General features: G+C 57.7%; 11 protein-coding genes. 9 read left to right on the top strand and 2 right to left on the bottom strand.

Annotated features, from left to right (window positions below):
* The first annotated feature begins 161 nt into the window (after nt 1-161).
* From FTW19_RS09075 to FTW19_RS09085, 3 genes are all read left to right on the top strand, one after another.
* On the top strand, nt 162-599 hold the full coding sequence (locus FTW19_RS09075; protein ID WP_187143386.1) for a DUF1772 domain-containing protein: 438 nt from the start codon (nt 162-164) through the stop codon (nt 597-599).
* 29 nt (nt 600-628) lie between these two features.
* Complete coding sequence (locus tag FTW19_RS09080) at nt 629-964, top strand: winged helix-turn-helix transcriptional regulator (protein ID WP_147647323.1); 336 nt, start codon at nt 629-631, stop codon at nt 962-964.
* A gap of 277 nt (nt 965-1,241) precedes the next feature.
* On the top strand, nt 1,242-2,051 hold the full coding sequence (locus FTW19_RS09085) for a 3-keto-disaccharide hydrolase (RefSeq protein ID WP_147647324.1): 810 nt from the start codon (nt 1,242-1,244) through the stop codon (nt 2,049-2,051).
* 54 nt (nt 2,052-2,105) lie between these two features.
* Here the strand turns inward: FTW19_RS09085 and FTW19_RS09090 are convergent, their stop codons facing one another.
* Complete coding sequence (locus FTW19_RS09090) at nt 2,106-3,167, bottom strand: VWA domain-containing protein (RefSeq protein ID WP_147647325.1); 1,062 nt, start codon at nt 3,165-3,167, stop codon at nt 2,106-2,108.
* A gap of 27 nt (nt 3,168-3,194) precedes the next feature.
* Nucleotides 3,195-6,233: a hypothetical protein gene (locus tag FTW19_RS09095; protein WP_147647326.1), complete on the bottom strand. Its 3,039-nt coding sequence runs from the start codon at nt 6,231-6,233 to the stop codon at nt 3,195-3,197.
* Nucleotides 6,234-6,682: 449 nt separating this feature from the next.
* Here FTW19_RS09095 and FTW19_RS09100 point away from each other — a divergent pair, with 449 nt between their 5' ends.
* The 6 genes from FTW19_RS09100 (at nt 6,683) to FTW19_RS09125 (ending at nt 15,827) form a co-directional block, all read left to right on the top strand.
* On the top strand, nt 6,683-9,940 hold the full coding sequence (locus FTW19_RS09100; RefSeq protein WP_246153654.1) for a TonB-dependent receptor: 3,258 nt from the start codon (nt 6,683-6,685) through the stop codon (nt 9,938-9,940).
* Nucleotides 9,941-10,108: 168 nt separating this feature from the next.
* Nucleotides 10,109-10,972, top strand: coding sequence for a c-type cytochrome (locus FTW19_RS09105; RefSeq protein WP_147647328.1), 864 nt, complete (start codon nt 10,109-10,111; stop codon nt 10,970-10,972).
* Between the two features lie 31 nt (nt 10,973-11,003).
* Entirely contained in the window at nt 11,004-12,596 is a 1,593-nt protein-coding gene (locus FTW19_RS09110; RefSeq protein ID WP_147647329.1) for an acido-empty-quinoprotein group A, read from the top strand.
* A gap of 13 nt (nt 12,597-12,609) precedes the next feature.
* Entirely contained in the window at nt 12,610-13,587 is a 978-nt protein-coding gene (locus FTW19_RS09115; RefSeq protein ID WP_147647330.1) for a ThuA domain-containing protein, read from the top strand.
* A gap of 27 nt (nt 13,588-13,614) precedes the next feature.
* Nucleotides 13,615-14,682, top strand: coding sequence for a sugar phosphate isomerase/epimerase family protein (locus tag FTW19_RS09120; RefSeq protein ID WP_147647331.1), 1,068 nt, complete (start codon nt 13,615-13,617; stop codon nt 14,680-14,682).
* Nucleotides 14,679-15,827 carry a Gfo/Idh/MocA family protein gene (locus FTW19_RS09125; protein ID WP_147647332.1) on the top strand — a complete coding sequence of 383 codons (1,149 nt, stop codon included), beginning with the start codon at nt 14,679-14,681 and terminating at the stop codon, nt 15,825-15,827. The genes FTW19_RS09120 and FTW19_RS09125 overlap by 4 nt, the downstream gene beginning before the upstream one ends.
* The last annotated feature ends 99 nt before the right edge of the window (nt 15,828-15,926 follow it).

The raw sequence follows: 15,926 nt of genomic DNA on the forward strand, positions 1-15,926 counted from the left end.
AAGTTCGCTGGGGACCCCGAACGCTCAGATGACAACATTTATGACAAGAACTTCCGGGACACGCTCTAGGCACTGACAGATTTGTCAGTGCCATTCTTCGAATCAAGATGGAATGCTTTCGCGTCTCTATTGCAGCAAGATCAGTGACCGGAGGCATTATCGTGGAGATACTCACCATCATCTGTATTGGGCTCATGACAGGCGTCGAGTTTTGCATTGCTGCTTTTATTAATCCAATCTTTGCTCAGCTTCCCGAGGCTGCGAGAAATACTGCGATCTCTTTGGGTGCGAAGCAGTTGGGGAGGGTTATGCCATTCTGGTACATAGGCGGTCTGCTGCTCCTGGTGACGGAGAGTGTCGTAAAGCGTCATTCTTCTCATATTGAGTTGCTTTGGTCGGCCTGCCTCACCTGGGTAGCGGCAATCGTATTGTCGATTTTCTTTCTTGTTCCGATCAATAATCGTATCGTGGCTGCAGGGCCATCGGCGTTTTCCGAGGAGTTACGCCGGCAGCATGATCGTTGGCATCTGCTTCACCGGTGGCGTGTTGCCGCCCTGGTGATTGCTGTGACGATGTTTCTCTTGGGAGTACAAGCATAGGGTTTGAGATGCCCTGGCATTGGAGGACGATGGCGGTATCGAAGAAAGAAGCCGGTGAATGCCCTGTCGATGCCATGATGCGTGTGCTCGACGGGCGCTGGAAGGGAACGATTCTCTGGTGTCTGCAGGACGGTCCCAAACGAACGAGTGAACTCAAGCGGGCTGTTCCGGAGATCGCCGAGCGCGTCCTGATTCGGCAATTGCAGGAACTTGTCAGCGATGGCATTCTGCAACGAGCCGAAAGCGATGAGGGTGCGACCCGCGTGTACTACTCCTTCTCCGAGTACGGAAAAACACTGATCCCGATTGTGCAGATGATGTGTGAATGGGGACGTAAGCACCTGGTGCGAGAAGCAAGTCTGTGAGATGAGCCGTCGTCCGGCATCTCGTTTCGAATGATGACGAGGTTGTCAGTGGTCAGACCTTGCACTTGTTCTTACGGAGCACCTTGCGTTTTCTCCGTTCCTGCTCTCGCCAGTTGTGTTCGTGCCACGATAGGATGCCAGCGGTCCCTGAAAAACTCTCCTTTAGAAGGAAGGAAACTGTATGGCTCCTATGCCGTATCGGCCGTCTCGCACTCTTCGTTCACATGTCATTGGTTTCTTGTGCTTTTCTTCACTCGCGTGCGCTTCAGCAGGCCTGATGGCGCAAGCGCCTGCTGCGGCGGATACGGCACAGACGCCACGACGTCCCCAGATCGGGCCTGATGGTAAACCGCTGCCGGGCATGCCGAGGTTTCATGAACCTGATCCGTACGACATCAATGAACATACTGGCTTCAAGGAGATCTTCGACGGCAAGACATTCAGCGGATGGGATGCCGATACAACGATCTGGCGCGTGGAAGACGGCGTGATGATCGGTGAAACCCTCGAAGGAAAGCCGCGTGGGAACAACTACATCGTTTATCGCGGAGATTCGACGAAAGACTTCGATCTGAAGTTGCAGATCAAGGTCGAGAAAGGCGGCGGTGGCGGCATTCAGTATCGCAGCCAAACCGGAGTCCCGTGGACGCGTGCACAACCCGCGGGTTTGCCTCCCTATGATCTGCGCTACATGATGACGGGGCCACAGGCCGACTTCTGGTTTCCGGTAAGGCCGCAGGCATTTACCTACACCGGGCAGTGGTACTCGGAGAATACGATGCAGGGCATCCTGGCGTGGCGTGGGCAGGTGACGCAGACGATTCCGGGAAAGCCGAATCGTCTGGTTGCAGACATCGGCGACCGTCAGGCGCTCGGTGGTTATGTGAAGATCAACGACTGGAACGACTATGAGGTAATTGCGCGCGGTGGCGTGATGATGCACATCATCAACGGACACCTGATGGCGGTCTATATTGACGACGATCCTAAGTCAGTCAACAATCAGGCCGGTCTGATCGGATTTGAGATCGAGAGCCAGCCATGCAAGATCTCGGTCAAGAATATCTGGTTGCGTAAGCTGGACTAGTCAGGAAATGCAAAAGAGCCGGGGAGAGGATCCCCGGCTCTTTGTCGTTGATGGCTACTGTGGCGTTGGCACGCCCGGCCATTCGCGTCCTGGAGGAGCGATCGGTGCAACCTGCGAGGTTTGCTGAAGCCGGTAACCTTCGCGGGTGCGAATCTTGTATTTCTGCATACTCTTGTCGGCTAGCTTTACGGTAATGGTGCGCCAGCCCTGGTTGGGATTGGGGGCAGGGTAATAGCTGAGTGAGTAGAGGTGCGCCAGATCTTCGCGGATGGACTCGAAGGCCATCTTCTCGTCCTTCCAGCTCTTGGAGAAGTAAGCCTTACCTCCGGTGGCTTTGCTAATGCGTTCGAAGACGGTCGTCGAGGCCTCGTCGTTGAGCGCCTCACGGGTACTGATCATGTAGATGATGGTGCCCGTGGATTGCGCCAACTCGGCTACGTCTTCCGGGGGAACCATGCTGGCGTTATCCGGGCCGTTGGAGAAGACGACGATAGCCTTGCGGCCATGCAGCGGAGCGGCGTCTTTCAAGGTAAGCAGGAGGCTGTTGTATAGCGCCTCATCGTCGCCGGCGACAGTATTGCGGACGCCGCGGATTACGGCGCTGCGGTCGGCGGTGAGCGGAGTGATCTTCGAGAGATTGCGGCTATAGGAGTAGAAGGCCACCTTGCTGACGCCTTCGAGTGAACGGATGAAATCAGCGATCGCATCCTGCGCAAAGACGAAGCCGCGGTACATGTAGTTGCTGCTGTCAAACAGAATAAAGACGCTGGCCCCGGCAGTCTGGGGACCACCGGTTGCAGATGGAAGAGCAGGGTCCCCGGGTATGGGTGGCGGTGCGGTAGCGGGCACTGGAAGGCCTGTATCGTCAGACGTACGGGTGAGCGTGACACCTTCTTCAAAGCCCGCGAGCTTTTCGGGGATCTTATCCTCGGTGACGACAAAGTCATCAGGCTTCAGGCCGCCGATGTAATTGCCCTTGCCGTCTGTAACGGCAACGCTCAATTGTACGAGTACGACGTTGACGCGAATACGTGAGGTGTCTTCCTGCGCACGCAGGCCACCTTGCAAAAGCACCAACAGACCCAATGACGTTCCAGTCAACAAATTCCTAAACATACTCAGTGTCCCGTAATCCCCAAAATTTCATTGCGCGCTGCTTGCCACTGCCTGCGCCGCTTTTTGTGCAGCAATACTATGCCGGAAGTCTTCTCCCGTTTCTCGCATGGCGCGGTCGAGTGCTGCCCAGTCCTCAATGTGCGATGCGAAGATCTTTGCCGTCATACGCCGTGTCAGCTCCGGGACAAGACGATGAAGCATGACGGGTTGATAGCCTAGCTCATCGGCAAGCCGAGCCCAATAGAAATTATTGGAGTCCCAACTTTCGCCGAAGAGGCGGCTCGAGAAGCCTCCGAAGAAGGGAAATGGCTTGATGGCCAAGAGATCGCGGCCATAGCTGGAGTCCATGACTGGATGCGGCACGCCGAAGTCGCGCGCAATACGATCAGGCCGAGATTCTTCCGGATGCTCTTTACTCAGTGTTTCGAGTTCCTGGCCGGCAGGACTCCATGCCGGCTCCTGCGGGAAGCGCGTACGGTACACCGAGGCGAGATAGAAGGCATCGGCTGGAGCTATCTTTGGCGGTGCGGGGGTTTTACTGTTCCATGCATCGTCTACCGTCATCATCTGACCGACGGTCAGGCGGTCTTCCAGGATGCTATGGACACGGGAACGGACTTCCGGGTTCTTGCGGGCGAGATCGATCAGGTCTTCTCCGGCTTTCTGATAGAGCGCGGCAGCGTGCATCTCCGGGGCGGTGATCTCCCACCAGCGCGGCATGCTCGCGGAGACCAGAAGCTCAGGAACCAGCTCGCGCCAGATAAGCGCCTGTACGTTCTCCGGAACGATAAAGTCCTGCTCCGACTTTGCCAGGGCAAAAGGAAGGTCGGCCAGAGAGCCGGCCAGATAAGCGCCGCCACTGGCGGGCGAGCCGGTACCGAAGAGCTCAGCGATCATCCAGGCACGTTCGGGGCTTGAAACGGTCATGCCAGTAAAGTCGTGCGCCCGCACGAAGACTGGATTATGGTGCAGCATCTGAGCGCCCGGCGGCTCGTAGTAAGCGTAGTTCAGACCCACCAGGGTGTCGCGGAGGAAGGCCGCCAGGGTGCCGCGTGCATTTTCAAGCTGCTGCTTGTTGGGTTGCGACTTCAGCAGCTTGGTCATGTCGGTGCGAGCCTGGAGCTGAGCATGGCGAATCGAGTATCCACGGGGAGCCCATTCAATGCGCTCCATGGTGGTGAGAATGGCGCGCGGCATCTCAAACTCGCGTAGTTGCTCGGCCATCGGCAGCAGCTTATCCGGGGTGGTTGTGCCTTGTGAAAGAGCAGAGAGACCGTCACTGAAGGCGAAGAGCGTATCGAGCGAGACCAGCCGCTGATCGGCCATGACAGAATGGATACGTCCCGCCATCTCCTGCTGCATGGCGCGGGCTTCGCGGCTGCTCTGGCGCGGGCCACCTAACAGATCGATCCATTCGTCCTGAGTACAGTTCGGCTTACCGGCGGCCGCCATGGCAAGCTGGCCGAGCGATTCGCGGGCGTGATCGAAGAGCTCGGTATCATTCTGTACCTTGTTGAATGGCTCCAGCATATGGAGCCAGGAAGCATTCAGCATCGTGGGCTGGATCTCATCCTGCCGCGCCAGTACCTGCCATATGCCGACTACAGCCTGGAAGGAACCGAGAGCATTGCCCCGAAGTGTCTCATTGGAGATGCCGCTTACAGCCTGTGCTGTATTGATGAACTGCTGAATCGAGTTATTGTCGAGTTCCGGGAATTCCGCAAAGAGCGGGAACCAGTTGGCGTACTGCGAGAAGTGCGAAGCCATCAGACGGACCGTCTGCGGATCGAGAGGTGTGGCGTTGCCGCGAGCGCGGTCGATGGCGTTGGCCTGGAAGAAGATCTGCAGCGGTCCGCTCTCCATATCAGTGCGGGAGATGCCAACCATTCCTTGCAGCACCTGATCCGGGCGATTCCATCCTTTCGCGTGTTTGGCCCATTCGCTTATCGCGCGGTTGCGCGGTGCATCAGCCAGGATCCTCTTCCAGGTATCGATATCGCCCGGAATATGAGGAGTGCCATCGGGAGCCCAGTTCGCACGGGAGAAGAGGACAAGAATATCCGGAGCGCGGCGGAAGACACCGCGGGTCGCAGGTGGATCCTGGTCGTACGGACGGAAGGCCTCGTAGAGCTGCTTCAAGCGCGTCGGCTCGGTGAGGTGAGCCTGTTGCTCACGGCTGGCGCGAGACAGAGAATCGAAGTAAGCCGCTGTCCAGCCACGGTCTTTCGCAAGCAGATGAAGGATGAAGTCTCCCGGTGACTGCGGGCTTGCTCCCACAATATCTTTCCAGGCATTGTCGCTGGCTGGGCCGCCAGGAACGATGACGCGGTTTTCGTGGACGTCGAGCTCGCCTCCATAGAAGTCGAGGACAGCGGCGACCGGCGCCAGGCGGCGAAGACCGGGCTGGTGCAGCAGCACGTTGCGTGTTTCAGGATCCAGCTTGCTCATCGCCCAGTAAAGACGCGCTACTGACGGATCGTCGACGATGGCGTCAATCAGGCTGCTGATGCCGCGGCGACGGCTGGTGCTGATGCTGAACCAGTCGCTCTCGTGCAACAAGCCTGGCACCTGCGAGTAGGTGTAAGGCATGGTGAAGGTCTGGCCGTTTTGCAGCGCTTCTTCAAGCTGGGGGAGGGGAAAGCCGGAATCGATCGTCAGGAAGGCCCGGTCGGGATCGGCGGTCATGAGCAGCGTGGTCTTTCCGCACCCATTGCGGATGCGGTAACCCAGGATCTGCAGGAGTGGCACTGCGTCCGTGCAGCTTGTCACCTTAAGAGCTCCCGCTGGTCCGGCGAGCGCCTGTAGCTCCCGTGCCTGGGCGACGTAGCGGTCCAGCAACATCAGATATTCGGATGGCCTGCCGCCGGAGTAGCCGCGGATAAAGACGCTACGCGCAAAGAGCGGAAGAATGTCTTCCGGAGCAGCCTTCTGGCTGACACCCGCCATGCGCAGGAACGAGCGTAATGGGCCCGGAATCAGCACAGTACTGTTTTGAGCAAACGCGACCGATCCAAGCCCGATAAGGCTTGCCGCAAAGATATATAACCCACGCCGATGGAACCGCATCACGGATACCTCGCACCTGGAAAAGCTTCTTTAAACTTGGTCCCGAAACAGAGCCGGTGTTCCGGTGCGAGCAAGACTACATCATCCCTTGTTCCGGGTCCAAGGTCGAATACGAGTTTTTGTTTCGTTGAATGTCATTTGATTGTCAGGCGCTTGCGAGGCGGGTCGAAGGAGCTGTAGCCGCTAAAACCGCCTGGCGAAGAAGGGCAGCCTCCAAACGATCTGAGACGACTCATAAAAACATTTTTTCTTCCCGCTTTTTGGCACCCATCAAAATTTCGGTTGACAGTCATTTGCCTTCTGCCTATATATTTTTGCCCGCGTAATAAAGCCGTCAAAGACGGAACTCTAAAAGCAGGTTGCCCTGTAACGCGGGGAAGTCCTCTTCCACACAGGGCAGCCACAGGAAGTCATTGAAACAGGGGGCGTATATGAAGCGAAGGCTTCTGATGTTTTTCCTAGTACTTATTTCGTCGATAGGAATTTCCGCAGCTCAGGCCGTGGACAGCCAGCAAATCACTGGTACTGTCACGGATCCATCGGGTGCGGCGATTCCTCAGGCTGATATCACGGTAACCAATGAAGCCACGGGCGTCAGCCGCGCGGTAAAGTCCAACGAGGACGGCAATTATGTCGTTCTGAACGTGCCCGTCGGTAAGTACACCCTTACCACGTCCGTATCCGGCTTCAAGAAGTCAGTGATTGCGGGCGTCCAGGTGGATGTGGGCGGAAAGCCTTCCGTTCCCATCACTCTCACCCTTGGACAGGCGACGGAAACGGTTGAAGTGCAGGCGGGTGTCGTTATGATCCAGACGACGACCCCTGAAATTGGCGGTGTTATCACCAGCCAGGAAGCTACACAGATTCAGCTAAACGGCCGCAACTACGTTCAGTTGCTTACATTGCAGCCTGGTGTTTCCACAACCGTGGCCAGCGGCTTCAATATCTTCGGAACCTATGGCGTGAATGGCAACTCGCAATCGGTCAATGGTATCCGTACCGACTCAGCAAACTACTTCATTGACGGCGTCGACAACAAGGACAACGGCGGTGGCGGCAATAACTTCGTGAACATCTCGCCCGACTCGTTGCAGCAATTCCGTAATGTGGCTTCCAGCTACGACGCCAGCTACGGCGGCACCTCGGGCGCGACGGTGTCCGTTGCCATCAAGAGCGGTGGCCGTGACTTTCACGGCAGCGCGTACGAGCACATCCGCAATGATGCAATTCAGGCTTACCCCTATCGCTTCCTGAGCCAGACCACGACTCCGATAAAGGCGCCACTTCGCTACAACGACTTTGGCTGGACGCTGGGTGGTCCGGTCTGGATTCCCGGGGTCTTCAACCGGAACCGTGAAAAGCTCTTCTTCTTCGCCGCCCAGGAGTTCAAGCGGCTGCGGAACTCAACAGCGACAGTGATCGCAGTACCGACTCCGACGGAGATGGCGAAGGCGCTTAGCGCTGGCTCGACAGCGACCGGACGGGCATTGGCTGCCACCGTGCTGACTGACCCTACTGGCGGCTTTAACTATCTGAGTCTGAACAATAACAACCAGTCCGAGTGGCTGATCAAGGTCGATTACAACCTGAATGAGAAGAACCAGATCAGCGGACGCTTTGTTCACGACAATGTTCTGAACGTCGGCAATCCGACCAACTTTGTTATCTACGACAGAACGATTCCCGGCCTTACATCTTCGGCTTCCTGGACGCATGCGTTCAATTCGAAGATCGTCAACGTTCTTACTGGCTCCTATTCAGGCAACATCATCAATGAAGGCAATAACATTCGCGCAAATCCTCAGTTCAGGGGAGCAAAGATTCTTCGCTCTGACTATGGGATGACGTATAAAACGCTCTACAGCGCCTCGAACATCATTCCCCAGATAAGCCTCGCCGGCTACAGTAACCCCAATGTCAGTCCGCGTCAGTTCGATAATTACCAACGCATCTATGCAATAAAGAACGACCTCTCGATGGTCTTTGGGAACCACTCCTTGAAGGCTGGTGGATACTTCTGGAGAGCGCGTAAGAACCAGACGGCCCCCCCGGCGCTGAATGGCCAGTTCACCTTCAATTCGCCTGCCAACGCTGCGCTGGGTACAACAGCGAAGGAGGAGACACTCAAGAGCCTCTTCAACGGAAACTTCGCAAGCTACACCGAAGGCAGCAATATTCCCCAGATTCAGGCGCGCTTTCCACAATTCGAAACCTATGTCCAGGATGACTGGACTGTAACCCGCCGTTTGACGGTGAACTTAGGACTTCGTTGGCAGCTGATGCCTCCGATCTCCAGCTGGCCTAACAACACCGCTTTCTTCGATCCGACTCTGTTCGATCAGACGAAGGCAGCAACGATCGGCTCGAACGGAAGCATTACCTCCAATCCTTCGCCGTACAACGGGCTCGTGCTGCCTGGCACCGGCTTCTCCGACAAGGCGAAGCAGGTGGTAGCGCCATCCGTATACAACAATCCGGCGGTGCAGGCGCTGTTCCGCAACAAGCCCGGCGGTATTGTCGAGACGAAGTACAACACCTTCGCGCCTCGTGTAGGTTTCGCCTACGATCTGAGCGGCAAGCAGGAAACCGTGCTCCACGGCGGCTATGGCATGTCGTACGAACGTGTTGAGGGTAACTATATCTATGGTGCGGCTTCACAGTTGCCGTTTGTAGCAGTGGCTTCACTGGCCAGCGCGGGTAACGCCGATAGCCTTGGCAGCATTGGAACGGCAGCGACGCCGACCAATATCACCAACTCAGCCGATATGAGTCTGTCTCCGCCGCGGATTCACAACTACAGCGTGGGTATCCAGCACAAATTGTTCGACAACACGTCTCTGGAACTGAACTACGTCGGTTCGCGTGCCGCCAACCTAACCTATCGCAAAAACCTGAATCAAGCTGCTGCCGGTACAGAGCAGGCGAATCCAGGTGTGCAGCGTAATGCTCTTCGTCCATACCGTGGGTATGGTGAGATCTACCAGTACACCAACGGCGCTCATGCGAACTACAACTCGTTGCAGTTCCGCATGCAGACCCGTTTCAAGCAGGGTGGACTTGTAACTATCTCCTATACCTGGTCTAAGGCTCTGACGATGGGCTCGGCCTTCGATTACCAGCCGCAGGACAGCCTCAACCTTGCGGCTGATTACGGTCCGGCAAACTTCAACCAGCCAAAGATTTTCGTTGCCAGCTATGTCTATCCCATTCCGTTCTGGCGGAACGGGAAGGAGTGGTACAAGCGCGCGATCGGAGACTGGCAGGTTTCCGGTGTGACTCGTATCGCAAATGGCCTTCCGATCAACGTCATCCAGGCCTCTGGTCTGTCGGTTGCTGGCAACCTGGTCACCACGGCCAACGTTGCCCAGCGTCCGAACCTGGTTGGTAATCCGTACGCCAACAATGGTAAGCAGTATCTGAACCCTGCTGCGTTTGCCACCCCGGCGGCCGGAACCTACGGCAACCTGGGCTACGACGCCATCAAGGGACCGCTATTCAACAATTGGGATGCTGCGGTGCAGAAGAACATTCCGATCCACGAGCAGATTGGCGCAGAGTTCCGTGCTGAGATGTTCAACGTGCCCAATCACATGTCCATGTTCACGATTGCCAACACGCTGGGTGCCTCGACCTTCGGCCAGGTAACCAGTTCCACCGGCGCGACGGACCCTCGGACCATGGAATTCGTTCTCCGCGTTCATTTCTAACCTCCAACGGGCCCCGGTTTTATGCCGGGGCCTGCATTTTCCCTGGACAACCCCGCTTGACACGCGATTTTCGCGCCTCTTATATTCGAGGCGGAAAATAAATCCATTTCTATTACGGCTGCGCCTTGCTTCTAATGGAGTTTGCGCGGCGCAAGAAGCGAAGGTTCGATGAGGCTCCGTTCCCGAAACATCCTGCTGGCCGCTGCGGTGGCGGCGCCAGTGATGCTGTTTACCTTTAGCCGTATGACAGCTCAGGCCCCACAGACTCCTGGTCAAAGACCCACTCCTGCTCAGAGACCCAGTTGGACGGTGGGGTCACAAGGTCCTCTGCCGGAGCATGCCAAGTTCACGCCGCTGCAGGCAGAGAGCGGTGGAGCGCTCTTCATCCAGAACTGCGCCTTCTGCCATGGCAAAGACGCCGGCGGTGGCGAGACCGGGCCCGACCTGACACGCTCGAAGCTGGTGACCGGTGATAAGAACGGCGAGGCGATCGGTGCAGTCATCCGCAATGGCCGTCTGGATAAGGGGATGCCGCGCTTCAGCCTGTCGGATACGGAAATCCTGAACCTCGTAGCGTTTATTCACACCCAGCAGGATGCCTCCATGTCGCAGTCGGGCAATCGCCGTGGTGTCGACGAGAGCGACCTGCATACCGGCAATGCCGATGCAGGCAAGAAGTATTTTGAAGGACCGGGCGGGTGCACGCAGTGCCACTCGGCGACGGGCGATCTGGCCGGGATTGCCTCGAAGTTCAGCGGCCTCAGGCTCGAGATGCAGATGCTGTATCCCCGCGACGCGAAGACGAAGGCGACGGTGAAGACCAAGTCCGGCCAGACCTTTGCCGGCACCGTCGAGTATGAAGACGAGTTCACGCTCGGCATTCGCGATAGCTCCGGTATCTATCACTCGTGGCCGATGACTGCGATCACGGCAAAGCTCGATAAGCCGGTTGAGGCTCACGTAACCGCCATGAGCAAGTACACCGATGACGACATTCACAATGTTCTCGCGTATATCCAAACCCTTAAGTAAGGAAAGAGAGCGCACGTTGAAGCAGGTCCGGATGAATTGGAAAAAGAGTGCACGGGTGCTGACGCTGGCTGCTGCCGCGACTGTCACCACGGGTTTGAATGCGCAGAACGTCGATAGTGCGATGCTGAAGAATCCTCCGCGCGATAGCTGGCTGGGATATCACGGTGACTACTCCGGCCGCCGCCACAGCGCCCTGACGGAGATCAATACGCGCAACGTCAGCGGGCTGTCGCTGGGATGGGCCTTTCAGACACAACAGAACGGCGTTCTGAAGGCGACGCCGATCCTGGCGGACGGCATTCTGTACTTCACCCTGCCGGACCACGTGTGGGCTATCGACGCGCGTTCCGGTCACCAGTTGTGGCACTACGCCGCCCCGCCGACCAAGGCGTTCCACATCGGTCAGCGTGGTGTCAGCATTCTGAAGGACAAGCTCTACTACATGACCTCGGACGCGCATCTGCAGGCGCTGGATGCGAAGACCGGCAACGTGTTGTGGGATGTGGAGGTCGCTGACTCGAAGAAGGGGCAGTGGGCAACGATGTCTCCGCTCATCGTTGGCAATCACGTCCTGGTGGGAGCGTCGGGCGACTTCGATAATCTGCAGGGCTTTCTGCGCGCTGTCGATCCGGATACCGGAAAGACACAGTGGACGTTTTATTCCACACCCACGGTCGATACACCACGGGTCGCCTACAGCGGCAACATGTGGATGACCGGTACCTACGATCCGGAGCTGAACCTGATCTACTTCGGCACAGGCAATCCTTCGCCAGTGCTGAATGGTAAGGTGCGGCCGGGCGACAACCTTTATACCTGCACGATCCTGGCGCTTGATCCCGAGACCGGCAAGCTGGTGTGGCACTTCCAGCCTTCACCGCACGACACCCACGACTGGGACGCGGTGGAGATTCCAGTACTGGCCGACGGCCTCTTTGATGGCAAGCCGCGCAAGATGCTGATGCAGGCTTCGCGTAACGGCTACTTCTTCGTGATCGATCGCACGAACGGCAAGAACATGCTGACCACAACCTTCGGTCCTGTGAACTGGACGAAGGGTGTGGATAAGGATGGCCGGCCGATTCCGAATCCGGATAAGGAGCCCGCTCCGGATGGACGCCTGATCGCACCGGACGAGGGCGGCATGACGAACTACCGTTCGCCTAGCTTCGATCCGAAGACTGGTTTGTTTATCGTGAGCGCTTCGCCGAGCTACAGCCTCTACTTCAATAAGCCCGCCGACGGCGCATATGGCTGGGCCGGAGCGGACTACGGCCTGTGGAGCAAGGGTGTCCTGGATGCGATCGACTACAAGACCGGCAAGATTCGGTGGTCGCATGAGCTCGGCCAGCGTGCGGGCTCGGGCGTTCTGACTACAGAAGGCGGACTGACCTTTACCGGTGATGCAACCGGGAACTTTCTGGCGCTGGATACAGCGACCGGCAAGACGCTATGGCATGCCGGCGCCGGCGGGCAGATTGCGTCGTCGCCTATCAGTTACGAACTGGACGGGCATCAGTACATCCTGACCAGCGGCGGCAATGTGATGTTTGCCTGGCGCCTGCCGGAGGCTCCTGCGGCGCCCGCAGCGAAGCGGACTCCAACTGCAGCAACAACGAAGTAAGAAGAGGCAAATCATGAAGCATTGGTTTCTTGCACTCGCAGTTGGCTTTGGCTCGCTGACACCGGCGGCGATGGCCGCATCGAAGATTCACGTTCTTATCCTTGACGGTGAGAGCGCGGCTCCTTATCACAACTGGGCGGCTGAGACGCCGGTCCTGAAACAGGAGCTGGAGGAGACAGGCCTCTTCGATGTAGAGGTGCTGACGATTCAAAAGGACGGCGACTTCTCTCAGTTCCATCCCGCGTGGTCAAAGTATCAGGCAGTGGTGCTGAACTACGACGCTCCGGATGAGCGCTGGTCGAGCGAGGTGAAGTCTTCCTTCGAGCAGTACATGAAGAATGGCGGCGGTCTGGTGACGATCCATGCTGCCGATAATGCCTTTCCCGATTGGGTTGCTTTCAACGAGATGACCGGTATCGGCGGATGGCGCGGACGCACCGAGAAGGCTGGTCCGCACTGGGTTTATAAGGATAGCAAGCTGGTCGCCGACGACAAGCCGGGCCGGGCAGGTTCTCATGGTTTGCGGCTTCCATTCCAACTCACGGTGCGCGACGCCAACCACCCCATTACCAAGGGACTACCGAAGCAGTGGATGCACCAGGGCGATGAGATGTATGCCAATATGCGTGGCCCCGGCAAGATGACCGTGTTGGCCACCGCCTATTCTGACCCCGAGAACCACGGTACTGGTTTTGACGAGCCGATGCTGATGGTCTCGCAGTTCGGGAAGGGACGCATCTTCCATTCGACACTGGGGCACGATGTGATGGCGATCAGCTCTGAGGATTACGTGGTGACCTTCCAGCGCGGTGTGGAGTGGGTTGCGACCGGCAAGGTGACTCAGCCTGTTCCTGCCTCGTTTCCGACCGCGAACTCGGTGAGCTATCGTACCGATCTGGCGGCGAAGGATCCGCACTACAGCAAAGGGCTGAACCCGATGGATGGGCCGCCGCCGATGCGCCCGGCTCCACAACCCACGCCGCAGAAGTAAGATGGTCGGGAGAGAACATCGCAAATCATGAAGACGATTAAGGGACCTGGAATCTTTCTTGCGCAGTTTGCCGGCGATGAACCGCCATTCAACTCACTGAACGAGATCTGCAAATGGGCCGCCGGAATCGGCTTCAAGGGGGTGCAGATTCCCACCTGGGATGGCCGCTTGTTCGATCTGAAGCGCGCCGCAGAAAGCACAGCCTATTGCGATGAAGTCCGTGGGATTGCGGCATCGCATGGTCTGGCGATTACGGAGCTCTCTACACATCTGCAGGGGCAGCTCGTTGCTGCTCATCCGGCCTACGATGCGCTCTTCGACAGCTTTGCGCCAGCGTCCCTGCACGGCAAGCCTGCTGCGCGTACGGAGTGGGCAATCGAGCAGCTTCGTTTCGCAGCGAAGGCTTCGCGAAACCTGGGACTCGATCGTCATGCCACGTTCTCAGGAGCGTTGGCATGGCCGTATCTCTATCCCTGGCCGCAGCGTCCTGCCGGCCTGGTCGAGACCGCCTTCGGAGAGCTGGCGAAGCGTTGGCTGCCGCTGTTGAATTTCTTCGACGAGCAGGGCGTGGATGTCTGCTACGAGATCCATCCTGGCGAAGACCTGCACGACGGTTCATCGTTTGAGATGTTCCTGGACCTGGTGAATGGCCACAAGCGTTGCAACCTGCTTTACGACCCCAGCCACTTTATTCTGCAGGGGCTGGATTACCTGGAGTACATCGACCTGTATCACGACCGCATCAAGATGTTTCACGTCAAGGACGCCGAGTTCCGGCCGACGGGACGGCAGGGCGTCTATGGCGGCTTCCAATCTTGGGCGAATCGCGCGGGCCGTTTCCGTTCGCTGGGCGATGGCCAGGTGGACTTCAAGGCGATCTTCTCCAAGCTGACGCAATATGGCTTTGACGGTTGGGCAGTGATGGAGTGGGAGTGCTGCATCAAGAGCTCCGAGCAGGGCGCTCGTGAAGGAGCGCCGTTCATCCAGAGCTGCATCATTCAGGCGGTGGAGAAGGCGTTCGATGACTTCGCCGGAGCGGCGACCGATCAGCAGATGCTCGACAACCTGCTTGGTATTGGAAGGAAGGACGCATGAGCAAGAAGCTCGGACGGAAGCTGCGCCTGGGCATGGTAGGTGGAGGCCCGGGAGCCTTCATCGGAGAGGTGCATCGCATTGCGGCACGCTTTGATGGCAAGTATGAGCTGGTAGCCGCGGCGTTGTCTTCCAATGCGGAGAAGTCGAAGACCTTTGCTGCAGAGTTGGGAATTCCGCGCGCGTACGGAAGCTTCGCCGAAATGGCTGAAGTGGAGTCGAAGCGCGAGGACGGCATCGACGTCGTTGCGATTGTGACGCCGAACGACACGCACTACGCGATTGCCAAGGCATTCCTTGACGCTGGTATCCACGTCATGTGCGACAAGCCCATGACGACCACGCTGGACGACGCGATCAAGCTGGCTGAAGAGGTTGAGCGCTCGGGCCTGATCTTCGCGCTGACACATACGTACTCGGGTTACCCGATTGTGCGGCAGATGCGCAGCATCGTGGAGAGCGGCGTACTCGGCAAGGTCCGCATGATCAATGTGGAGTATGTGCAGGGCTGGCTGGCGACTCCGCTTGAGAGCTCGGGATCAAACAAGCAGGCGGAGTGGCGCACCGATCCCAAGCGCAGCGGTCCGGCTGGGTGCCTGGGTGACATTGGAACGCACGCCTATCATTTGGCCTATTTTGTCGGTGGCCTGGAGCCGGCATCGATCTCTGCCGACCTGACGACCTTTGTCGAAGGGCGCCGGCTGGATGACAACGTCCAGGCGATGATCCGTTACGAGGGCGGAGCCAAGGCAAGTCTGTGGTCGTCGCAGATCGCCATTGGGAATGAGAACAACCTGAATCTGCGTATCTACGGCGAAGCCGGTTCGCTGGAATGGAACCAGGAGAATCCGAACTACGCACGCTACACGCCGCTGAATCAGCCGACGCAGATTCTGAGTCGGGGTGGTGGAGCGTTGAATGCCGCGGCGGCACGGTTGCCCGCAGGGCATCCCGAGGGATACTTCGAGGCCTTTGCGCAGCTCTATGCCGATCTGGCGGAGCGTATTACGGCCCGGCTGGAAGAGCGTGATCCTGCACCGGCGTCGTTGTTGCTGCCGACCTGCCAGGATGGCGTAAACGGACTGAAGTTTATTGAGGCGGCATTGCGCTCCTCAGCGAACCAATCTTCCTGGACATCGCTTAAGTAGTTACGGCGATGTGACTTGCTGTCGTACCATGGTGGCACTAGAGCATTTTCCCTGTTGCTGGGTATCCCGGAAGAGGAGTGCAGCGGCGTTTTCATTGCG

Source organism: Terriglobus albidus, assembly GCF_008000815.1.
Lineage (GTDB): Bacteria > Acidobacteriota > Terriglobia > Terriglobales > Acidobacteriaceae > Terriglobus > Terriglobus albidus_A.